Annotated in this window: 13 protein-coding genes; 5 read left to right on the top strand and 8 right to left on the bottom strand. The window is 59.9% G+C overall.

Going from position 1 to position 22,880, the window contains the following annotated elements:
- Positions 1-10 precede the first annotated feature (10 nt).
- From H5P28_RS17970 to H5P28_RS17990, 5 genes are all read left to right on the top strand, one after another.
- On the top strand, positions 11-3,871 hold the full coding sequence (locus H5P28_RS17970) for a secretin N-terminal domain-containing protein (RefSeq protein WP_185677077.1): 3,861 nt from the start codon (positions 11-13) through the stop codon (positions 3,869-3,871).
- The gene (locus H5P28_RS17975) at positions 3,868-4,227 is read left to right on the top strand and encodes a hypothetical protein (RefSeq protein WP_185677078.1); all 360 of its coding nucleotides are present in this window, start codon (positions 3,868-3,870) and stop codon (positions 4,225-4,227) included. The genes H5P28_RS17970 and H5P28_RS17975 overlap by 4 nt, the downstream gene beginning before the upstream one ends.
- Positions 4,224-5,969, top strand: a complete 1,746-nt coding sequence (locus H5P28_RS17980; protein WP_185677079.1) for a GspE/PulE family protein — start codon at positions 4,224-4,226, stop codon at positions 5,967-5,969. The genes H5P28_RS17975 and H5P28_RS17980 overlap by 4 nt, the downstream gene beginning before the upstream one ends.
- 7 nt (positions 5,970-5,976) lie before the next feature.
- Positions 5,977-7,242 carry a type II secretion system F family protein gene (locus H5P28_RS17985; protein WP_185677080.1) on the top strand — a complete coding sequence of 422 codons (1,266 nt, stop codon included), beginning with the start codon at positions 5,977-5,979 and terminating at the stop codon, positions 7,240-7,242.
- 317 nt (positions 7,243-7,559) lie between these two features.
- On the top strand, positions 7,560-9,128 hold the full coding sequence (locus H5P28_RS17990; RefSeq protein WP_185677081.1) for an FAD-dependent oxidoreductase: 1,569 nt from the start codon (positions 7,560-7,562) through the stop codon (positions 9,126-9,128).
- 491 nt (positions 9,129-9,619) lie between these two features.
- Here H5P28_RS17990 and H5P28_RS17995 read toward each other — a convergent pair whose 3' ends face one another.
- From H5P28_RS17995 to H5P28_RS18030, 8 genes are all read right to left on the bottom strand, one after another.
- Positions 9,620-11,083 (bottom strand): sulfatase, encoded by a 1,464-nt coding sequence (locus tag H5P28_RS17995; protein WP_185677082.1) that lies wholly within the window; start codon positions 11,081-11,083, stop codon positions 9,620-9,622.
- Positions 11,084-11,215: 132 nt separating this feature from the next.
- A complete protein-coding gene (locus tag H5P28_RS18000; protein WP_185677083.1) occupies positions 11,216-13,054 on the bottom strand; it encodes a heparinase II/III domain-containing protein in 1,839 nt (612 codons plus the stop codon).
- 173 nt (positions 13,055-13,227) lie between these two features.
- Positions 13,228-13,866, bottom strand: a complete 639-nt coding sequence (locus H5P28_RS18005) for a CBM96 family carbohydrate-binding protein (RefSeq protein ID WP_246456599.1) — start codon at positions 13,864-13,866, stop codon at positions 13,228-13,230.
- A 33-nt stretch (positions 13,867-13,899) separates the two neighbouring features.
- Complete coding sequence (locus H5P28_RS18010; RefSeq protein WP_185677085.1) at positions 13,900-14,613, bottom strand: DNRLRE domain-containing protein; 714 nt, start codon at positions 14,611-14,613, stop codon at positions 13,900-13,902.
- Between the two features lie 346 nt (positions 14,614-14,959).
- A complete protein-coding gene (locus H5P28_RS18015; protein ID WP_185677086.1) occupies positions 14,960-17,137 on the bottom strand; it encodes an alginate lyase family protein in 2,178 nt (725 codons plus the stop codon).
- Positions 17,138-17,446: 309 nt separating this feature from the next.
- Complete coding sequence (locus H5P28_RS18020; RefSeq protein WP_185677087.1) at positions 17,447-18,499, bottom strand: LacI family DNA-binding transcriptional regulator; 1,053 nt, start codon at positions 18,497-18,499, stop codon at positions 17,447-17,449.
- Between the two features lie 34 nt (positions 18,500-18,533).
- Positions 18,534-19,277, bottom strand: coding sequence for a hypothetical protein (locus H5P28_RS18025; RefSeq protein ID WP_185677088.1), 744 nt, complete (start codon positions 19,275-19,277; stop codon positions 18,534-18,536).
- Positions 19,274-22,462, bottom strand: coding sequence for a hypothetical protein (locus H5P28_RS18030; RefSeq protein ID WP_185677089.1), 3,189 nt, complete (start codon positions 22,460-22,462; stop codon positions 19,274-19,276). Before H5P28_RS18030 ends, H5P28_RS18025 begins: the two co-directional genes overlap by 4 nt.
- Positions 22,463-22,880: the final 418 nt, after the last annotated feature.

The raw sequence follows: 22,880 nt of genomic DNA on the forward strand, positions 1-22,880 counted from the left end.
ACTGGTCAACATGCTCAAACTGAAACCCCACTGGTTCCTCCTGCCGTTACTGTTCGCCTGGGCACTCGCCCCGGCCTCGGCCCAGCCCGCGCCGGCCGCCGACACGCAGGCGCACGACATTATCTGCAAACCCGCCGAAGGCATTTCTCCCGATGAAATGGTCGGCCCCATCGTGATGGGCAACATGCCGGTCCTTCAAGCCCTGGATTTGCTGAGCAAATTCAGCGGACGGGTCATCCTCCCCGGCGAGGGACTTCCCAGCGGCAGGCTCAACTTCAACAGCGGCAGCAAGCTCAAGCGCACCGACGCCATCTTCGCCATCGAGAGTCTGCTCGCCCTCAACGGCGTCTCCCTGCGGCTGCTCGACAACGGCTTCGTACGGGCCATCTCCTCGGCCAACCCCGACAAGAGCGCCCCACCCATGATCGACACCCTGCCCGAGAACTCCATGTCGGAGCAGATTTACACGAAGATTTTCAAGCTCAAGTACGCGGACAGCCGCTCCGCCTACAACAACGTCCGCGGCCTCCTCTCGGACCGTCGCCGCTCCTCGATGCAGAACCAGTCCGAGACCAATTCGCTGCTCATCACCGACAGCCTGATCAACCTCCAGCGCATCGAGAAAGTCCTCGAATACCTGGACCAGCCGCCGGATGCGCGCATGGAGCTGTACACCTTCCCCGTCAAGTACGGCTCGGCCTGGAACATCCGCACCTCCCTCCAGCAGATCCTGCGCACCGAGATGAAGAACCGGCTCAACGACAGCATGGTCTTCGTGGACAGCCGCACGAACAAGCTGCTCGTCGTCACCCACCCGACAAACCTCGAATTCTTTGAAACCATCGTGAAGGATCTCGACCAGGAGATCGCCCCCTTCACCACCACCGAAGTCATCAAGATCACCCAGGGCAACTTTTGGAGCATCTGGAGCACGATCAACGGCATCGTCCGGCACCAGCAACGCGAGTTCTCCCGCCGGGGCTTCAGTGTGCAGGAGCGCGAGGAGAGCGACGAGGTCGGACGCCTCTCCGGCGGCAGCGAAACCGCCTCCGTCGAAGCCCCTGCTGGAGGCGAGGAAAGCACCGAACTGCCCGCCCTGGAAATGCCCACCACGGCCTCCGACCCCAATGCCGTCATGGTCGAAGACACCACGCCCGAGCTTCAATTCAGCCCCTATGTCGGCCTCTACGCCGACCCCTCGAACCTCGCGTTCGTCGTGTACGGAACCAATAACGACATCGCGCGGATCAAGCAGCTCATCGCCCAGCTTGACATCAAGTCCCCGCCCTACGTCACCAGCAAGGTCTTCACCATCGAGCACGCCCTGGCCGGAGATATCCGCAATGTCATCGAATACACCGTGAACGTCCAACGACGTAACTTCGCCCGTGCCGGACTCAGCACCGACAACCGAACCTCCTCGGCCGGGCCCGAAGCAGCCGGGCAGCAGTCAGCCGAACAGGGCTTCGAGTACAGCAACTTCATCTCGACCATCGCCGACAACCGTAACAACACCATTCTCGTGCAAGGCACCCAACAGGACATCGCCCAAATCGGCCAACTGGTTGAGAAGCTCGACGTGCCCAGCGCCCCGCTCACGCAGAACGAGGTCATTTATCTCAAGCATGCCGAGGCCAGCACGCTCGCCCGCGTCGTCCAGAACATCATCAACTACCAACGCTGGATGTTCTCCCGCCAGCGCACCGTCTCCCAGTCCAACAACGGCGACGCCTCTGCCCTCGCCAACCCCGAGATCGGGTTCGAGTTCAGTAACTACGCCATGGTCGGCGCGGACCGCCGCACCAACGCACTCTTCGCCTACGGGACCAAGCAGGACCTTGAGCGCATACGCTCTATTGTCACCGAGACCGACATCCCGGTCGAACCCATCACCACGACCCGGGTTTTCCCGCTGACGCACACCGACGCCAGCCAGACTGCGTCCCTCATCAACAACATCATAAACGGCCAGCGCCGCGCCCTCAACCAGGTGCGCTCCGAAAGCCGCGAGGTGCAAAACCCGGCCGCACGCGAAGCCAACGCCCCGGCCGACCCGACCGCCGCGCCCAGCCAGGGTGTGATCGAGGGCAATGAGGCGCTCCAGTTCAGCCCCTTCATCAGTATCACGCCGGACCGCCGCAGTAATTCGCTCATCGTTTACGGCACCGCCTCGGACATCCGCCAGCTCGATGACCTGATTAAGCAGATCGACATCGAGGTCGCCCCGCTGACCAGCAGCAAGGTCTTTCTGCTGGAAAACGCCCAGGCCCGCAGCCTCTACGCCGTGCTCAACAATGTCGTACGCGGCCAGGAACGCGCCCTGCGCCAGGTCCGCTCCAGCATTCAGCAGATCCGCAACATCCACCCGGACGACCCGAACGCTTCCGCCGCCGAGGTCACGCTGGAAGCCCTCCAGTTCAGCCCTTATATCACCATCACCCCGAATGACCGCAACAACAGCATCATCGTTTACGGGACCGACAGCGACATCACCCAGCTCGAAAACCTGATCGAGATCAGCGATGTGCAGATCTCGCCCAAGACGCAAAGCCGCACCTTCTTCATCCGGCACGCTGACGCCAACGAGGTCGCCTCGACCATCTCCAAACTCATCAGCCAGCAGCAGCGTGTGCGTGAACGCGAAAGCACCCTCACCCGCATTTTCCGCCGCGGTGCCAACGGCCAGGACGAAGGCGGCGAAGCCGACGGCGCCATTGGCATGGGGCAGGAAACCTTTGCCGGCGGTGGAGCAGGTGGAGGCCAGGGCGATCTGTTGACCGAAACCTCATCCGCCACTTACAGCGACATCTTCTCCTTTGACGAAGACCTCCAGTTCAGCCCCTACGTGAGCCTCGTGGCCGACGACCGCAGTAACGCCGTGCTCGCCTACGGGACGCAATTCGACCTGGAGCAGATCGGCGAACTCATCAAGCAGATCGACGACGTGCTGCCGCAGGTGCGCATCGAGGTCGTCATCGCCGAGGTGATTCTGTCCGACAAGCAGGTTTCCGGCCTGGACTCCTTCGGGATCAGCTACAATGTCACCGCCCCGAACCAGACCAGCATGAACACGAGTGCCCCGGCCATTTCCAGTGGCAACCCGGCCTTCGAGGGCTCGTTCTCGATCAACGACTTCAGCCTCGACACGGTCTTCCGGGTGGCGAAGGAAAACAAGTTCGTCAAGGTCCTCTCCGCCCCGTCGCTGACCACCACCCACAACCGGCAGGCCGTGGTTAACGTCGGCGAGGCCCGCCCGATCATCACCAGCTCGGCCTCCAGTCTCGACAGCTCGGACCTCGTAACCCGCTCCACCGTCGAGTACCGCGACATCGGCATCAACCTGAAGGTTCGCCCGCTCATCAGCACCAAGGGCTACATCCAGATGGACATCGAGCAGGTGGTCGAAACCGTCATCGACACCCAGACCATTGACGGCAACGAGCAGCCGATCATCAGCACACGGCGGGCCATGTCCTTCCTCAGCGTACGCGACAAGGAGGTCATCGTCATGGCCGGACTCCAACAGGTGGACTCCTCCAAAACCGACGGCAGCGTCTTCATCCTGGGCGACCTGCCCGTCTTCGGCCCACTCTTCCAGCCTGAAAACAACGACCAGGCCGTTCGCGAACTGATTATCTTCATCAAACCCTACATCGTGGACAGCTTCGACGAGTCGCAGTTGCTCACCTCCGAAGAGCTTGACCGCACCGCCATCGGCCAGGATATCGCGACCTATCTTGAGAAGGGCCGCTTCAAGGAGCAGGAGAAGCTCATCCCTCCGCCCCCGGACCCCGAGGAAGCCGAGGAAGACGTTGCCAACTCCCGCACCCAGAACACCAACACCAACACCACGACCGGCCCCCGGCGATGAAGCGACTGTTGATCTGCCTGCTCGCGGGAGCGCTTTCACCCTCGGCGGTACTGACCGCCGAGACGATGGAGGACTACACGCCGTTGCTGGAAAACTCCCCCTTCATGACCCTCGCTTTCAAGGAAAAGCTGGCCAAGAAGGGTGGAATTACAGGCTTGAGCCTGCACGGCTACATGTGGTTGGATGGTAAGTGGAACATCTGCCTGATACAAAAAGACGTGGAACCTGCCATTTGGGTCAGTGTCGGTGATGTAATCAAGGATTACAAAATCACGGAGTTCGACCCGGAGAGCGGTACACTCGTTTTGCAGAAAGGAAGCCTCACCGACACCCTCAAGCTGGAGCAACCGAAATGAGTGCACATACGGTCCATGCCGCCGACAGGGATGTCCTGAACCTTCCGCCCATCCAGCGGATGCTGGAGGGTGTCGATCCCTCCCACATGCAGGCCCTCGCTGACGCCCCACGCGCCAAACGCCTCAGCCTGCTCTCCGATATGACCGGCCTGAGCGAACGCGAGCTGCTCGTCATGATTTCCAACGGCACCGGGCTCGATGTGCTCGACCGCTTCGAGGCCGACGCCGAGACCGCCGCCGCCATCCCGATTCGCATGATGCTCCGCTACCAGAGCGTCCCGATCAAGCCCCCGCCCGAGTGGGGCGATGTTTTCTGCATGGCCACTTCCTGGCCCCCCGACGACGAGATGCGCCAATGGCTCTACTCCGCCGTCCGCCGCGAGATCACCTTTTTCCTCGTCCTGCCCGAGAAGCTCAACCAGTTCCTCGTCGAGCGCTTCGGCGTCGGCTCCGACAGTCTTGACGACCCCGAGATGCAGGCCTTCCTCGACCAGACCGCCGAAAAGGAGGAGGAAAAGGAAGACGAAAACGCCGCCATCATCCGCTTCGTCAACGAAGTCATCGCTCAGGCCATGCGCGACCGGGCGACGGACATCCACTTTGAGCCGCGCCGCGAATCTCTGCAAATCCGCTACCGCATCGACGGGCGACTCGTGCAGGTGCCCGTCCCCAAGAATCTCGTCGCCTACCAGGGGGCCATCATTTCGCGTATCAAGATCATGTCGCGGCTGAACATCTCCGAGAAACGCCGCCCGCAGGACGGACGTATCACCTACGGCGGTGGCCGCGACGAGGTGGATGTGCGCGTCTCCACCCTGCCCACCATGTACGGCGAGAGCATCAGTATGCGCCTGCTCAGCGAGCAGAGCCAACCAGCGTCCATTCAGGATCTCGGTTTTATCGAGTCCGACGAGCACGCCATCAACAAGATCCTCGACCTGCCGCACGGCATCATGCTCATCACCGGGCCGACCGGCTCCGGCAAGAGCACCACCCTGAGCGCCTTTATGCACCGGCTCGGCACGCCCGAGCGGCGCGTCATCACCGTTGAAGACCCGATCGAATACGAAATTCCCGAGGTCAACCAGACCCAGGTCAACCACGAGATCGGGCTGACCTTCGCCAGCGCCCTGCGCAGTGTCCTTCGCCAGGACCCGGACGTCATCATGGTCGGGGAAATCCGCGACCGCGAAACCGCCGACATCGCCGTGCGCGCCTCGCTCACCGGCCACCTTGTGCTCTCCACCCTGCACACCAACGACGCCCCTGGCGCGATCACGCGCCTGATCGACATGGAGATCGAGCCGTTTCTGATCGCCTCCTCGGTCGAGATGGTTATCGCCCAGCGCCTGGTCCGGCGGCTGTGCCAGTCGTGTGCAAAGGTGGACGACGCGGACATCACTTACGTCGGCTCCTGCCTCATGTCTCTCGGCCTGCCCCCCTCGGAAATCCAGTACGCCCACGGCATCAAGAAACCCTGCGGCTGCGAAGACTGCCGCAACCTCGGCTATCGGGGCCGGATCGGGCTGTACGAAATCCTCCGGGTGGACGACACCGTGCATGACCTGATTTACAAGCAGGCTTCGGCGCGGGAACTGCGTAAGCGGGCGCTCGAACACGGCATGCGCACGCTCCAGGGCTGCGGCTGGCACCATGTGAAACACGGGCTGACCAGCCTGTCCGAGATCATGCGCTACGCCGACCTCCAGTCCGAGGACGAAACCGTGGACAGCAAGAACTGACCGCCCGATGCCGACCTACACGTACCGGGCCCTCGGTAAACGGGGACGCTATGAGAACGGGCGTATCGACGCCAACAGCAGCGACGAGGCGCGCCGTCGCCTGCGCGAGCGCGGCCTCAACCCCGTCGAGCTAAACTCGACTGGTGGCTCCTCGCAGGCCAAAAGTTCCTCACCACGCATCGCCGCCGCCGACATCAAGAAGATCGATCTGGACAAGATGCAACTTGGCCGCGCCAAGGCCGACAAGATCAGCCTCTCGCTGCTGGAGAAGATTTACCAGTTGGTGGAAAGCGGCATGCCGATGGGCGACGCCGTCAAATCCCTCAACCAGCGCCTGACCGACCCGGTGCTCCACGCCATCAGCGAAGAACTCTGGCGCGACCTGAGCGAAGGCTCCACCCTGGCCGCCGCCCTGCGCCGCCGGCCCAAGCTTTTCGACCCGACCCTGGCCTCCATGATCGAGGCGGGCGAGGCCACCGGGAACATCAAGCCCATCCTCGGCAACATCATCGAGCTGCTGGAAGCTCGACTGGCCCTGCGCAAGGAGATCATCACCGGCCTCTCCTACCCGGCCTTCCTGCTCGTGGTTGTGTTCTTCGTCCTTATCTTCGTGCTCTTCTACCTCATGCCGAAGGTGGAAATGATGCTGCACAACATGGGCGGCGAGCTCTCGCTGGCAGCCAAGATTGTGGTCGGCTTCGCCAACTTCTCCCTCACCGGCGGCCCCATTCTCGTCGTGCTGGGCTTCGTCGCAGGCGTGGGGATTTTCCAGTGGCGCAAGACTGGCGAGGGCAAGCTCGCCACCGACCGTTTCCTGCTGCGCGTACCAGTGTTGAAAAACATCGTCATGAACGCTGAACTCAGCCGCATGGCCAATCTTTCCTCGATTCTGCTGGGCAGCGGCGTGGACACGACCGACGCGCTCAAACTGATCGAAAAGGGCTTCCGCAACGAGGAGATCCGTCAACACTTCCGCACCTGCCGCTCGCTCATTTCCGACGGAGCCTCGATCTCCTCGGCCCTGCACAGCCAGGATATCCTCGCCGACATGGACGCGGACATTCTCAGCATCAGTGAAAACACCGGCAGTCTGGTCAAGGGCTTCAGCCACATCTACCGCAACCGCCACGCCGGGCTGGAAGCACAGATGAAGCGCCTGACCACAGTCATCGCCACCGGAGCGCTGCTGTTCGTGTTTTCGCTCATCTTCCTGCTCGTTTTCGGCGTCGTCTCCTCGATCATGCAACTCAGCTCCTCCGTTCTGGGCGGATAAAAAATTGCCCGCGAAGGGACGCGAAGAAACGCCAAGTTATTCATTTCATAGGCTGCGCCATCATCAGCGAGTAGGCTACGTGGACAAAATGCGGAACGAGTCCGCGCAACCTAGAGCATGTCGCTTTAGGGTTCTCTCTCGGGCTGCGGGCGGGCTGTTAAAGCTGACAAGTGCCAGCCCCCAGATTGTTCCAGACGGAGGAGAAAAGTACCGGCGACTCTCCATGCGGACATAGGGTTAAAAACCATAACATTTATGTTAAATATGCAAAGCGTGTATTCTTGGAACTCTCCAAGCACTCCGGCAAACTATCATCTATGTCCAGCCCCTCCACCGGCGAAACCCTGCGCTACTATTTCCAACCGAAAACCCAACTTGGGCTCAACCTAAACGTCGATCTCTGCGTTTACGGCGGCAACTCCGGGGGCATTATCGCCGCTATCGCCGCACGCCGCAAGGGCTTGAGCGTCGCCCTGCTGGAGCCGGGACTCCACCTCGGCGGGCTGACCGCCGGCGGGCTCGGACTGACCGACATCGGCAACAAGTTCGCCATCGGAGGGCTTGCGCGGGAGTTCTACCGCCGTGTCGGCCAGTGCTACGGGCAGGGCGAGAACTGGCGCTTCGAGCCGTGTGTGGCTTCGCGCGTGTTCCGCGAATGGATGGACGAGCACGGCATCACCTGCCATACAGGAAGCTTTCTCGACACCGTGGAAATGTCCGGCGGATGTATCCAGGCTATCACTACAGAGAACGGTATCCGCGTGCAGGCCCAACAGTTTATAGATGCCAGCTACGAGGGCGATCTCATGGCCAAAGCCAGAGTCAGCTACACGGTGGGCCGCGAGGACAACAGCCTCTACGACGAGACCTACAGCGGGGAACAGGTGCTTGAGTATCATCAGTTCACCCTCGACGTCGATCCCTACCGTATCGAGGGCGACCCCTCCAGCGGACTGCTGCCGGGGATCGATTCCGGCGACTACGTGCGCGGGCGGGGCGACCGCCGTGTGCAGGCCTACAACTTTCGTCTCTGCCTGACCGACAACCCCGACAACCGCCTCCCCATCACCGAACCCGAGGGCTACGACCGGGCGGATTACGAACTGCTCGCGCGCTATTGCCGAGCCGGGCACGTGCCCGCCTTCAGCAAGTTCGACCGACTCATCAACAGCAAGATCGACCTCAACAACCACGGCGCCGTCTCGACCGACTACATCGGCATGAACCACGGCTTCCCCGAGGCCGGGTACGCCGAGCGCGAGAAAATCTTCCAGGCGCATGTGCGCTGGACCAAAGGGTTGCTGTGGTTCTGGGCCAGCGATCCGGCAGTCCCTGCCGAATTCCGGGATAATTTCAATAACTGGGGCTGGTGCCGGGACGAGTTCACCGCGACAGGCGGCTTCTCTCCCGCACTCTATGTGCGTGAGGCCCGACGACTCGTCAGCGACATGGTGATGACCGAGCACCACTGCATGGGTCGGGAAAAAATCGACGACCCGGTCTCGCTCGCCGCCTACACGATGGACTCGCACAACTGCCGCCGCCTTGTCATCGACGGCAAGGTCCGCAACGATGGCGACGTACAGGTCCACTCCGGCCCACCCTATCCAGTCTCCTACCGCAGTATCATCCCCCGGCGCGGCGAGTGCCGCAACCTCTTCATCCCCTTCTGCCTCTCGGCTTCGCACATCGCCTTTGGATCGATCCGAATGGAGCCGGTTTTCATGATCCTGTCCGAGTCCGCTGTCGAGGCGGCCGCTCTCGCGATGGAGAAAAGCATCGACGTTCAGGACGTGCCCTACCCCGAACTGCGCCAACGCCTGCTCGCCGCCGGACAGGTCATTGACCCGGTTCCTCCAGTCAAAAACATCCAGTCGGGCGAATAGCCGCGTCCGCGTCAACGGCGAAGCGGTCACGCACAACTCGCCGCTTGCCGGTTGTCACAGCCTTACCCGCAGTTGGCGGCAAACAGCCTTTCCGCTTTGCCTTTCACAACGCTAGAGCAACTGTGTCCCAGGCTACCCTGGGGCGAAGTCATTTTCTCCGGCTGGGGCGATGCCTGCGGTTAATGCCGAGCTGCTGGCTGCCCTCCCCAATCTGAAAGCGATTTTCTACAGCGCCCAGATCGTTCTCTCGACCAAGAGGGCCTGGCAACTGGCCGCCCATTCCCGGCAGAACCAAGGCTTCCCAGCCCCCTCCGACCGCGAATCGCCCGGCATGTACGGTGAGATCACCATTGGGCCACCCGTTGGAGGCAGCTGGCATGCAGATCCGGCTCTGCTCGCTGGACGAGCTTTTCGAGCAGGCCCTCGTCATGGCCTGATTCTAAACTGCTCACGGAGCACGTACATACCCCGCTGCGATAGAGAGGACAAGCTCAAGGCTTTCGCCAGGCAGCACTGCGCTCGCGCAGGTACGGCGTCAGGTCGAGATGGCTGTCCTTGGCCAGGGGTGCGTCAGCCTGCGGCAAGCCCTGGCGCAGACGCTCCAATACCCCGGCATAGGCCGGATCGCTCGCGAGGTTGGTATGTTCCCAGCTATCGGTCCGGTGGTCGTAGAGTTCTTCCGAGCCATCCTCGTAGCGGATGTAGCGGAAGTTCCGGTCGCGCACGCTGTGGTTATTGCGGCCATGCGTGGTAAGGGAAACATGTTCCCAGTCGGCCCGCTCGGGATCTCGCAGCAGGGGAACGAGCGAGTAGCCCTCCAGTGGCGTGCGGGCGGGAACCCCGGCCAGTTCCAACACCGTTGGATAAAAGTCGAGCAAGTTGACCGGCTGGTCGCTGGTCGCATCGGCGACAATCCCCGGCCCGGCGAAAATAAACGGCACCTTTGTCGAACGTTCCCAGAGCGCCATCTTGGCGAAGCGGTTTTTCTCGCCCAGGTGGTAGCCGTTATCCCCCATCAGCACGACGATGGTGTTGTCGGCGTAGGGGCTTCCGGCGAGGGCGTCGAGCACCTGCCCGATCTGGTAGTCGGTGAAGGCGACACAGGCCAAATAAGCTTGAACAATCGCCTGCCACTCTCCTGCCAGTTGTGCCCACTCCGTCGTCGGAAAACCCGGAATCGTGCAAAGTATCTGTGCAATGGCGGGCACGTCGTCCATGTCATCGGGCAGGTAAGGCGGAGTCTGCATCTCATCGCGCTTGAAAAGGTCGAACCACTTCTGCGGCACGTACCAGGGCACATGCGGGCGGACAAAACCCACGCCCATGAAGAAAGGCTCCTGAATGCCGGCGTCGATCCGCTCGACGGCCCACTGACGAATATCGTAGTCGGGCAGTTGCTCGTCCTTTTGCGGAAAAGCCCCCCAGTCCGTACTCGTGTAACGCGGGCCAGTCCAGTTGGGCTCGAAGTTCAGACGCATGTTCTCGGACGGCTTCGGACCGAAGCTGAAGCCGGGGCCATACTCGTCAAACGAGTGGGCCATGTCTCCGGCATGAAAGAGCTTCCCCGCCCCGAGCGTATGGTAGCCGTGAGCTTCGAGCAAATCGGGCAGAAAGACCGCCTCCACGCCCCCGGGCAGGTTGTCCATGATCTGGTCGTCACGGATGTGAAAATAAATCCCCGTCGTCGCGGCGGAACGTCCGGTCCACAATGCCGCCCGACTAGGTCCGCACAGTGGAGCCGGACAGTGGGCGTTGAGAAAGGTCAGCCCCTCCGCGGCCAGACGGTCCATATTGGGGGTGATCGCCTGCGGGTGCCCCTTCATCGGGCCGATCCAGTCATTGAGATCGTCCACCATGATGATAAGGAAATTCGGTTGCGTCGGAGTCGCTTGCGCACAGGCCAGCGTCGCAGTGACAAGAAAAGCGGATAACAGGGCGGGTAATCTCAGGGTCATTGCCAGACGAGGGTAGTGTTTTTCGGGCCGGGTTCGATGGTATAACGCATTCATATTGGTAACATTGTTAGTCCTCTTTGGCTTCACATGCGGACAAAAAGCAAGGGTGCGATGAATCTTTCCGCAACACAACTACCACTCAGCCAGCGGCTTGGACGGAGGTAATTTCGCCTGCCCATCGCCGCGCGGCTCGAAGAGCACTCGCCACTCGAAGTCCTCGCCGGGAGGGAGTTCCAGTTCAAAACCGAATTGGCGCAGAGCCGGATTCACCAAGTCGTACTCCGCCGGGGGAACATTCCGATCGAAGAGCCGGAACTCGACGCCCTCCAACCCATCAGCAAAAATGTCCAGCGTCTTGCCCGCCTGGCGCAAGCGCACGCGATCGCCCATCAGCTCGATGTCAGCCTCCGTCATCGCGGCCCACCTGACCCGCGTAACCGGACGCCATGCGGGCGTGCTCACCTCGTCCTGCACGAGCAGGGAATCGCCGTTGACGAGCTTCAGCCCACGGCTCGCGCTGTCTAGCTGGCCGGCATAAACCTCCGTCATATCCACGATGGAGAAGGGGCCCAGCGGGTCGTCCGAGAACCCGATGAAGCGGGCCTCGGCGTCCACGTTCTGCAATTGGCCGTTCACGGTCAGCGTGTTATGGCTGAAATTGTTGTTGCGAAAAATCTTCCAGCGGTCGCCCGACTGGCTGCGGTCCCAGTTGTTCAAGCCGGCCTGCTCCGCGATGTCATAGGACTGCATGCCCGCGTCCACAATCCAGCGCACGCCGCTGGCCTCCAGCACAAAAGAGCCGATGTCCAGATGTGAATGCGGGGGCGTCACCTTGCCCGCCCGTGTGCCGAAAAAAGTGGCATCATCCTCCCAGCCCGAACGGTGGAGGCTGACAGGAACCTCGCCGTCGGCATGCCAATGGTTTTGAGCCGGAGGCTGGAGGTTCTTCAACCCGGGAGCCCAGAGCAGCACCAGCGGATAGTGCTTCCAGTTGCCGCCCTCGTCGATGTGGTGGCGGATGCGTTCGCGCATGCTCCACATCAGGCTGGGGTTGCCCTGGTCCTTGGCAAACCACGGCATGGCCTCCAGCGGATATTTTCCCATCCCCGCGTCGCTGTAGTTAAACTCGGCACCCGTCGGCCCGCAGACATGCAGGTAATAGTTCGCCGTGCCCATAAAACCGGGATTGGTCTCCTTCAGGCCAAAGGTTTCACCCAGGGCGGTCTGAAGCGCCTCCAGCATAATCGCGGTGTATCCGGTGCCATAGCCCCAGTAGGTCGGGCCTTCCGGATAGGCGCCGTCAGGTTCGTATTTTTCCAGCGCGATGGGCACGTTTTTAACAGCTCGCTCCACCAGCGTGGCAGCGGCTTCGGGCTGATCCTTCATCACCGCGAGCGAGGCCATGACCAGTCCGCTGTTGCAAACCTGATTCCAGTTGCTGCCGGTGCTGACCCAGCCTCCGCCCACCAATCCGGGCTCGATGGCTTTTTCGATAATCGCCTTGCGCACGGTCTCCCGCACTTGCGGCGAAAGATCATCATAGAGCCAGTCGTAACCGATGGCCATGCCAGTCGCCATCTCCCCAACATCGAGGAAGTGGCTCGGGTTCCAACTCGGAAAAGCCGCCACCGCGAGCATCTCCTTTTCCGCTCCCTTGAGGTATTTCTTCTCGCCGCTCATGCGATAGGCAAAGGCCAGATACTCCACGCGCCGGAGGAATTCGCGCGACACCGCCAGCAGCCGCGGCCCGATCACTTGATAGGAGACCGGAGGCTCGGCGGCGTACACATCCGCCAAGGCCAGGAGGTTCGCATAGGCGTCGCGGTAAAGCGCCTCTGCCTCGATCTTATCGGCCAGCGCCTGCTCCTCGCCCTTGGGAAAAAGCAAATACGGATGCTGCCGGTCTTTGTTCTTTTCTATGCGCATGGCGACATCCGGCTCCGCGGCAAAATTCGCAGTTGGCAGGTTCATACAAGCAACGGCCAGAATAAACAGGGCGCATTTTTTTTCGACCAAGAATTTCATAAAGCAAAACACCATTGATAACCACGCCAAGCACCGGAACTACTCAAGACTCCTGCCTTTCGACAAAAAAGCCGAGCGCGATCGCCATGCACAGACAGCCGCGCCCGACTCGCGATAAATCAGTCGGCCACAACCAAAGTCAGCGTGGCGGGAGGTTTCCCGCTCTCCCGGGCCGCGATATTATAGAAGCGCGTTCCGTTGTGGGAAAAGGCCACCGTCGCCTTACGGTCACCAGAGTTGAGCGCCTTTATCAGCGCCTGCTTCGCGTCCTGCGCGGAACTTTTCTCAGAACCGAAAACGATCTCACCGAGCTCGCCGGGATTCCCCGTATTCGAGCCTAAATGAATCACGTTCTGGCCCTCGCCCGCCGTAAAACCGTCCAAGTCGGTAGCGGGGACATTAGCGGGCGCGTTATTCCAGGTGATCGCCTCCTCGGTCCAGTCGTTGGCCCCTTTCCCCGTGATGAGGAAGTAGCTGGCCGAGCGCCCGCGCTTGGTCGAATAGAAGACCGTGAAGGACTCGATATCTTTAACCGGGGGAAGCCCGCTGGCATCGAACATCAGATAGCCCTTGGACACCGGACGCTCACCGCCATCCGTAGAGTCCTGGGCCTTCACATTGGTATCCGAGCCGAGATTCGTGCCGGGCAGCACCTGGTCCACTGTCGCATCAGCCGCTACCGACAGCTTCACGGTGGCCGCGCCTGTTATGTTGGCGATCAGCACGCACGATGCTGCCACCGCCAGATATACTTTCATATTCACGATAATGCCTTATCTTCAGGTTATCACTCAAGCTTGCTTGCGACGACGCGCCAACACAGCGACGGCAAGCATGACACCGCCAAAGATCGCCGCGTATGTCCCTGGCTCAGGCACGAGGGTCAGTTCCAGTGTAGGAGGGATAAAACCACCCGTATGTTCGCTCGAGGCAAAGCGGGTATAGCGGTCGCCATTACGCATGAGCCCCAGCGTAACCGTGCGGTCACCGCTATTGAGCGCGCTCAGCAGCAGGGCCTTACCGTCCACTCCGTCCGTCTCCAGCGTCAGAAAAGTCAAGCTGACGACCGAGTTCACAATACCTTCAATAGTGCCGATCTGTGTAACGGTCTGATTGGCACCCGCGATGAATTCATTCCCGTCCGTCTGGTTGGCCGGAGCGTTATTCCACGTGATGGTATCTTCATCCCAGGCCACCTCACTGCCATCGTTGTTTACGATCAGGTAGACCCACGCGACACGCGCATAGGGAGCCGTGTAGTAAGCCGAAAAGCTGACATCCGTAACCGTATCAAGGGAACTGGCATCGAACTTGAGGTAACTTTTCCTTTGATTCTTCGTCTGCGCCAATTCGGCAGAAGACCCGAAGTTTGTATCCGGAGCGAGATCGTCGATCATGGCATCATCGACGGTAGTCAGATCAACTTCAACTTGAGACAACCCCCAAACCGGGGCTAACAAAGTCACAAAGCAAACAACAAAAAATGACCTACTAATTTTACTCATAATAACAGATATTTTGGGGTTAGCACTACTCGTCCCTGACGAACTACTTCATCAAAACGATGATAGTAGAATCCATGCCTTAACACGAACGGTCAACCGTGATTGATCCGAGATCATCAGTATGACCCAGATGCATACCGGCATCATCGACTGCTCTGTGAGGCCTCTACCGCCCCGATCACCCTCCCCTACTGCTATAGCCTGTACCGACGGAACTGCTCCTGCGGGGCGTGAACCTCCTCCATCAGCGCACGCATGCGCCGAACGATCCGATCCTCAAAGACAGCGACCGGGTCCGCCACACCATCCGATACAGATACAGCTCAGCGCAGCAAGAAACCTCGCCTCACTCACCACCCCGGGCATCGCTCTCACCACTCGCCACGCCCAGCGGCTCAATCCTCAACGGCTGCGTGGTATCGGCTGGAACGGTGGCCGCAAAGGCGCGCCCATCGGAAAGCCGGAACACGAAAGTATCCGCGTCCACCTGCTCACAATCCGCCAGCGTAAGCTCGGCTTCGGCGCGAACCGGTACTAGCAGCGTGAGAAAACGCACGTCGTCTTTACCCCATTTCATGTGACGGATGGTGGTGGCCGGAACCGGGTCGCGATCCTTGCGCTGAAAGTTCCAGCCAATGATCGGATCGGTGCCGGCGGAAACCGTTTCCGTGTCAAGGAGCGAGGTATCGAGCGCCGCCACCAGTATATTAGGCTTGCCCGGGTCGGCTGTCGCAACCGCGTCATAGATACCGTCCGGCCCCTCGACCGTGGTGCTGTCGAGCGTCCAGCGCAGTTCGTAATCATGGCTCTCTCCGTCCAGCGAGACGAGCGTGTCCGCCACCAGCACGATATCCGGGTGCAGGAAAAAGACCCGCCGGTACTGCGCCGCAGGCTTGCCCCACCCTTTATTAAAGTTACCGCCCTCGGTGTAGGGGTAGGAGTCGGATTCACCGGCCAACCCGTAAGAGTCGGTGTACTCCCCGGATGCCCGGTCCCAGCCCGGACCGGTCTCGAAGGTGAAGTCCTCCAGCGGTTGGTCATAGGGAATGTAACCGCCGGACTTGCCCCACTTGCGGCGCTGCGGCCGGTTGTCAACCAGTGCCGTGTTGTGCGAAAAGGTGTCGAGCGCCCACGTCGAAAATCCCTCCGTCCCATAGACGCCGTGTCCGGGGTCGATCAATATCTCACGGCCATAGGCCCACATCACCAGGTTGAGTTTGTCCTGATGCGCGTGCCCCAGCCCGATTGAGCCGACATCGAAACCGACGTAGTTCGCGTCCGATTCCCAACCCGTGCGCATGGCGATATAGCCCGCGTACGGAAGCGCCACGGACAGATAGTCCGGCTCGCTCCCCTGCTCTCCTTTACTGACAAACCACTGAAAAAGCGTATTGTCCGGGTAATAATCCAGCGCCTTCTCAAGCTCCTCCCTGAGCCTGACTGCGCCCGAGTCCTGGTACTCCGGCAAGGTTCCATCCGGAGAGACGAGCGTCGCGCTGACGGCAAAAAGCCGTTCACAGCCGTCCACCAGTTCGGCCAACCGGGGGCTGCTCCGGCCCGTAATCCGGGCGATCTCAACGATCGTCAGGTAGTTGGTAAAAGCATAGTGGTAGCCGGGCGACTGTTCGACCCCCATCCCGTCGTGCAAGTAGCCTTTGTCAAGATCTCCGAGCGCCTGATCCACCGCGTAGCTGCGCCATTCATCTGCCCGGACCAGTTCGGGAAAAGCCGAACCCGCCGCGTAAAGCCCCACCATGGCGTAGGCAATCTTGTTGCCCGTCGGCCAGTGACGGCGCTTTGCGTACTCGGCCTGCTCGATGACGGACTTGAGAAAGTTCGTGATATCCTGATCGGTAAATTCCGGCGCCTCCCGAAAAGCCGCAAATGCCTGTGACCATCCGCTACGCAGGCGGATGGCTGCCTTCATTGCGTCCCAGTAGTAGTTCCCTTTGTCATCGGACGGAGGTGGGCACTGCTCGATAAAGCTGCGCAAAAGACCAACCCATGTCGTGGCCACTTCCGGTTCCCCCGTCGCCAAATAAGCCTGGGCAATGCCTCCCCACCAGTACATGCGCGGGAAAAACCCCTCCCGCGCGCCGGGCATTTTTTTGTCGTAGTCGATGGTGTACTTGCCCGTCCAACGCCCTTCCAGCAGCTTGTGCATGAGCAGGTCGCGGGCCGTCTGAATGCCATTTGAGCGCTGCTCCGGGGTCAGCGCGGTACCCTCGCTCGAGCCCTCCCAAACAGGGATCTCCCGCGAGCGGTAATACTCGGCCAGACGGGCCTTGGCCGCGTCATAATCTCCCGCCGCCACTGCCGTCCGTACCGCCGCCATGCCCGGAAACTCCAGGTCGATCTCCTCCGTAAAAAAGCGCTCGTCAGAAAATCGCTGATTGAGGGCGGGAATGTCCGCCGATGGCATCTGCGCCTCCGCCCCTGGGGCCGATACCGCGCACGACAGCCAAAAACAGGCGCATTTTCCAAAGGTGGTCAACAGGGCAAACAAGGGCTTGGGCAATCTCATATAGGCAATAGTTCAAGGCTCATCATTACGTTTCCAATTAATTCATTATAAAACAAAAGTCATACAGATTAGTCATCCACGCCTATGACTAGCGCGGCTTAAATAGAGTCGTAGCCGGCTGCTCAAAGACCGAATGGCTAAATAGTTAAATGGCTAATTGTTGTTTTCTACGTTTCACATCCAACAATTAACAATTAGCCATTTAGCCATTTAGCCATTCAAAGACTGTGGCTACAGTATTTTTTGAAACGCTTTAGGCATAACAAAACAGTATAATGAGAGAACAAACTGAAACGCATGACCATCTCCCTACCCATTCGAAGAACGGTCGATGATCGTTTTTCCGAGGTAGAAGCGCTGCTTGACCGCGATATGCTCGACGCTCTCGGGCACCCCCTTCTCCCAGTTATGCAGGAGCGAGATCAGGCGCTGCGCGGCGATCTCTCCCGTCCGCTGGCTGTCCAGCACCATACCCCCGGTATCCGCCGCCTCGGTCAGCAGGTGAACGCCAAAGGAAACATCTTCGGGGATGCGGATGCCGGCCCGCGTGAGGTCTTCCACCACAGCGCTGCCCGCCGAAACAATGACCCCGTCAATGCGGTTTTTCCGAATCCAGTCGGCGATCGCCTCGATATTCTCGCTCATATCCCCGATGCGCTTGACCAGTTCGGCACCGGGGCGCTTCGCCAGGTAAGCCCGGGCCAGGAACGCACCCAGGATGTGGTGCGCGGTCCGGTCATCAGACTCCTCATCGACGAGCAGGCCGATCCGCTTGTGGCCCAATTCCTCGTACTTGCGGTAAATGGTCTCCACGCCCGAGAAGAGCTCGCCGTGGACGACATGGAACTGCGGCTCAATCAGCGAAAACCCCAGCGAGACGGCGGCGAAGTCACTCAAGTCCAGGTCGATCCGGGTATCCGGAAGCTGTTGCGGCGCGAGAATCAGGCCCTCGATTCCGCGCGAGCGGAGCATGGTGCGGAAGCGCTCCGGGGCCATCTCAGGGTTTGCCAGCCAGTGTGTTTCCAGCCGGTAGCCGGAGCGCAGGAGTGCGCGCTTGACCCCCTCGTAAAACTCATAAAAAAGCCGGTGGCGCTTCCAGCCCTCACGCTCTTCGAAGTTCGTCACCCAGGCGATGGTGCCCTTGTAGCTGGGGGTATTTTTCTTGTTGCGATAGGCGGCCAAAGCGCTGAGCCGCGGATCGACACGGTAGCGCGAACGCTCGGCCTCCGCTCTCACACGCTCCTTCACGGCGGGGGAGATTCGGGGGTGGTCCGCCAAGGCGAGAGAGACGGACGACTGGGAAAGCCCCAGCCGCCTGGCCAGATCGCGCTGGGTGACGGGCATGTCCGGAGAACTGTTCATCGCTGCATTAACTTTAAAGTAACTCTGTCCGGGCTCACAGTCCGCTCACTTCCGGCGGAGGAGGGGTTGGAATCGGTGAATCATAGAAGCGCTTGACCTCGATCTTATCCTTACCACCTCGCGCATCGAAAATGAAAAACAGCGTGTTCAAGTCCGGATTGTTACCCCAGACCGTGCTGAAAGCAACCTGCCAGTCATCGTTCGCATATCGGGCCAGCCGCAGGCTCAAGTTGTTATTCTTGTTGGCCTCGGGGTGGATCTCCGCGTAGCCCCCGCGCTTGAGCGAGAAGCGTTCGCCTCCGGACTCACCCACGATCGGGTAGGAGGACATATTGTAGAGGATCGTTTGCCCGCGCTTACCGACAAGGCCGTCCCTCGGGATCGCGGCCAGGCGGTACTTCGCTCCTTCCGTCGCGTCTTTGCTCTCCGAGAAAAGAAGCAGGAAGTTTTTCCCGCCCGCTGGCAACACCGCCGAACCCACCGGATTGTAAAGCGGGGCACCGGTCTCATCCGTCCCCACTCCCGGTTGATAGAAAATGATCTGGTCCCCGACCGCCGTGATTTCGACGGGTGGAGAAACCCGCCGCTTGGAAAGATTGCAGCGGACCCAGCCGCCCCCTTTTGCCTCGCGGACAAATACCGGCTCGGCATGCTCCGAGAGCAGCAGGGTCTTCACGTTGACCTTGCGCGTCGGAAGCGGCTCCTGCTGCGCCCGCAGCGTGAGACCACACAGGCCGACCAGGAGAGAGAGAGCGAAAATAATTGTTCGGTTACTCATAGGGGGTTTTCATGGAACCATTCGAGACTGACAATTTTGAACCGGCGGCCGAAGTCTTTGTTTTCCTGAGTGAGAGCGGTGTCGTCAGGTTCTACAGTCGGAGCGTTGCTCGCGTCCACATATTCCGCCGTCCGCTGGACAATCGCCTGCAGGTAAATGCCCGCGCCGCTCTGCCCAACGACGCTGCCCGGACCTTCACCGTAGACCACGACCTTGAAGGTATCGCCCCGCGTCGTTATCACCGGCCCGATGGCCGAGAGAATGTCGGCCTGCGTCAAGTCGCCAGTGATGCCAGCCCCCTGCTTGATCTCCCCGTCTGCGAACGTCGAAGTGCCCGGCAGCAGATTGGCGTCTTCGAGGCCGTAGTCGGACTCGAAAGTATCATTGATCGTCGTCGCGTCGATCGCGGCCTGCAACGCGCCCACCTTCCCCAATGCTCCGGTGACAAGGCGGCGGTTGACGAAATCAGCGAGGTTCATGAACGGCCCTCGCGCACGAACCTGCGCCACGATCGCGTCCGCCAGCTCCCTCACCTGCTGCTCGGTCAACTCCCAGTGCCCCTGATACCACTCGGCTTCATTCGTGCCGGTCAGCGGCCGGGTGAAGCGAAAGACCGCCCGGCTCATGTCGGGAGAGGCCACCGTCCCGCTGTCGAGATTGTAAACCTGGACATTGGAGTCGGTCAGGCTGCCCAGCAGCGCGGCCCAGGCCTTGGTGGAAGTGGTATTTACATTAAAAGCGCCGTCGATTGTCAGGTACTGGGCGGCGTTGTCATAGGAGTCGATATCGGTAAGTGCCGCCGACCCGCCGTTAATGTTGAGCCGACTGTTCGGAAGAGACATCACTGTGTCCTCCGTTGTGTCATCCGGCAGCGAGGACAGGAAATACCGGTCGAACAACGCCGTGTTCAACAGCCAGCTCAAGTCCATCTGGGTTTCTCCGCCGGAGATCCCCGCCGCGTACGCCACGCTCAAGTGCGGATTGGCCCAGGAATTTCCCAGCGCCAGCGCCGGGAGGTTCGCCCGGTAGCTCAGGTTGGCGTTACGAAACTCGGCCAGGCTCTGCGGGAACGCCCGCGGCAGATCGAAGAGAATAACATTGGACTGGCCCGCCGCCTCGATACTGGTCCCCCAACGGCCTTTCAAGAGATTCCCGTTCGGGGTGCTCTCAAAGTCCTGGTACAGCGGCTCCGTATCCGTCGCGTCGACGGCCCAGTTCGGAGGCTCTTCATCGGCATAATCGGCGGAAAGAATTCCATGATAATAAGCCCGCGGGTTGAACGCAGCAACCACTGGCACCCCCTGGTCATCCTCTTCGCCCGCGTGCTTAAGGCGAATGTCATACCCGCCCATATCGAGCGCACCGATCACAAGTCCTTCATCGATATCGCCGTCCCCATCGGTGTCCAGCGCGATAGGCACATCCTCCGAATAGCCGTTTCCATCGGGTTTATCCAAACCAAAGCCCGACACCTGCTGAATCAGATAAGTACCGCTGGAGTTTCTTTTTGAAAACTGCACCGATGCGCTCTTGGTTGTGTTGCCTTTTGAGTAACTCGAATGCGTATTCCAGTTGAGGCCGATCCAGTCTCCTTCCTGTAAATTTTCAGTCGCATCCGCCGCCACGTATTCAATACCCGCGTTGTCATTGAGATACGGATCAAGCGTGACGAATATCTGCCCTTTGCCGCCCTTGGACAGATTATCAGCCGGAACAAGATCTTTCATCCCGAACGTGCGCGACTCACCCGGCTGGATGACGCGGTCCTCCGGTTCGAGCGCGCTGCCGTCGAGCCGGAAGGTGAAGTAATCACGTCCTGCGTCTGAAATGTCCCGCAAGGTACCGCTGAAGAAGCTGGCACCATTTTTTGTGAAGTTGAAAAACGGCTTGAGGTAAACCTGGAACTCGTAGCCGTCGGACAAGGTAAGCGGAACGTTATAAGGGTTCCACAAGGTCACCCGCGGATAAATCACCAGAGTGAGATTATAGGTGGAGGCGATCGTCCCGCTGCCGGCATTTTCCGAGGCCGTGGCTCGGTAGTACAGTCCGAACCGTGTCATGAGCGGGGCGATGTCATTCTCCCGGGGTTCCTCGTCCGCAAAGAAACCGCCGAAACGCTCGGTGAACTCGGGAGCCTGCGCCTGTAGTTCGGTCTCACGTTCTGGCATGAGGGCGTAGTCGCGCAGGATGTCCCAGCGAGGCACGGTAAAGTCCACGCCGTTCCTCCACGCCTCATCGATGTCATCGGGCTCGATAATGCGTTCGTCTTCCAGCGTATTGCTAAAGACCGTATCATCCTGAAAGGCAGCGGTGAGGTTCTTGCGCAGGCCGCCATGCTGGGTGTCCACCAGCAGGCCATAGCCCTCGGCAGTGTAATGGTGGAAAGTCTCGTCGTAGTAGTCTTGCCGGCTGGCGCCACTACCGTGCAGATCAGCAATCGCGGCGAAGTCCGAGTCCAGCAGCGGCAGCGTCTCCAGGTTATAAACACGGTCCCAGCTCCCCCAGTTCTCAGACTTCCAGACCGTGACGCCGCCCAGCCGCGTGTCCATGTCCAGCGCGTTGGTCTGCGGCAGAAAGACGCGGGCCTTTTCAGTCGCGGTGTCACTCTGACTCTCGCGCCGGTAGGGGTCGTCGATATTGACCTTGGCCTTGAGGCTCTCGTCCGAAATCCAGTAAGCGTATTTTCCATTCGAAAGCCCGCTCCCGCTGTCCACTTCGACCAGAGGGACGGCAACCTGATTCTCAACTCTGGCCGAGTCCTTGCCCACGATCGTCATATTGCTGGCGGGCAGGTTATCATAGGCGTTTTCATTCGCCATCGCGGCGGGATTACCGGAAACCAGCCACCCTAGAAACACTCGCTGCCCCGGATTCTGCGGGTCCCACGAAGATGAATCCCAAACGCCGGTCCAGTAGCGCGTGTTCGTAGCGTCCTCGTCGATCAGCGCGACATTGGCTGTGGCCCGCTGATCTGGCCCGGCCAGACGCTGAAGCTCGCCCAACGCAGTCAACAGACCTAATTCAGCGTTTTTCTTCGCCTCAAGCGTGGCGCGGGAAACCTCGGAAGTCGCGATGTCCACTCGCGTCAAGGTAGCCAAAGACATCAGCAAAAGCAGCACGAACGCCATCAGTGTCAGCGCGATGATGAGAGCGAAACCTTCTTTACTGGCATTTTTGTTAATCATCGGGGCTGAGTTGGGGGACGAAACCCGGTTGTCTATTAGCGAGGATAAAGTTTAGAATCACCGGAGAAAGCAGGGGGTATTAATCCGATGACTCATTAATTCACGGTCTTTTCCAACATGACAAGTAAACCCGTAGAACGCCATCAGTCATACTGATGACATAACGCACACATACGACTCCAACATCCAGCATTACGATCAAATTTCAAATGACTACTAACTGTTTAAAACAAGAGGATTATCCGCAATAAACCACCAAACAAAGATACAACACATCGCCCATAAGCTAATCATAATCGACAGGCTCGGAACGCCTCCGACAGAGCGAGAATGTCTATCCTCAAGACAGAGGCACCCTTTTGTTTACAACTCGATCAACCAACAATTATCACTTACAACTAAGCTCTAACTGATACCA

Origin of the sequence: Ruficoccus amylovorans (genome assembly GCF_014230085.1) — a bacterium.
Taxonomy (GTDB): Bacteria; Verrucomicrobiota; Verrucomicrobiia; order Opitutales; family Cerasicoccaceae; genus Ruficoccus; species Ruficoccus amylovorans.

Excerpts from the sequence above, each read along its gene's own strand:
- H5P28_RS18020 (WP_185677087.1), bottom strand. The coding sequence starts at position 18,499 with ATGAACAGTTCTCCGGACATGCCCGTCACCCAGCGCGATCTGGCCAGG.
- H5P28_RS18010 (WP_185677085.1), bottom strand. The coding sequence starts at position 14,613 with ATGAGTAAAATTAGTAGGTCATTTTTTGTTGTTTGCTTTGTGACTTTG.
- H5P28_RS18000 (WP_185677083.1), bottom strand. The coding sequence starts at position 13,054 with ATGAACCTGCCAACTGCGAATTTTGCCGCGGAGCCGGATGTCGCCATG.
- H5P28_RS17970 (WP_185677077.1), top strand. The coding sequence starts at position 11 with ATGCTCAAACTGAAACCCCACTGGTTCCTCCTGCCGTTACTGTTCGCC.
- H5P28_RS17980 (WP_185677079.1), top strand. The coding sequence starts at position 4,224 with ATGAGTGCACATACGGTCCATGCCGCCGACAGGGATGTCCTGAACCTT.
- H5P28_RS18005 (WP_246456599.1), bottom strand. The coding sequence starts at position 13,866 with ATGAAAGTATATCTGGCGGTGGCAGCATCGTGCGTGCTGATCGCCAAC.
- H5P28_RS17995 (WP_185677082.1), bottom strand. The coding sequence starts at position 11,083 with ATGACCCTGAGATTACCCGCCCTGTTATCCGCTTTTCTTGTCACTGCG.
- H5P28_RS17990 (WP_185677081.1), top strand. The coding sequence starts at position 7,560 with ATGTCCAGCCCCTCCACCGGCGAAACCCTGCGCTACTATTTCCAACCG.
- H5P28_RS17975 (WP_185677078.1), top strand. The coding sequence starts at position 3,868 with ATGAAGCGACTGTTGATCTGCCTGCTCGCGGGAGCGCTTTCACCCTCG.
- H5P28_RS17985 (WP_185677080.1), top strand. The coding sequence starts at position 5,977 with ATGCCGACCTACACGTACCGGGCCCTCGGTAAACGGGGACGCTATGAG.
- H5P28_RS18025 (WP_185677088.1), bottom strand. The coding sequence starts at position 19,277 with ATGAGTAACCGAACAATTATTTTCGCTCTCTCTCTCCTGGTCGGCCTG.
- H5P28_RS18030 (WP_185677089.1), bottom strand. The coding sequence starts at position 22,462 with ATGATTAACAAAAATGCCAGTAAAGAAGGTTTCGCTCTCATCATCGCG.
- H5P28_RS18015 (WP_185677086.1), bottom strand. The coding sequence starts at position 17,137 with ATGAGATTGCCCAAGCCCTTGTTTGCCCTGTTGACCACCTTTGGAAAA.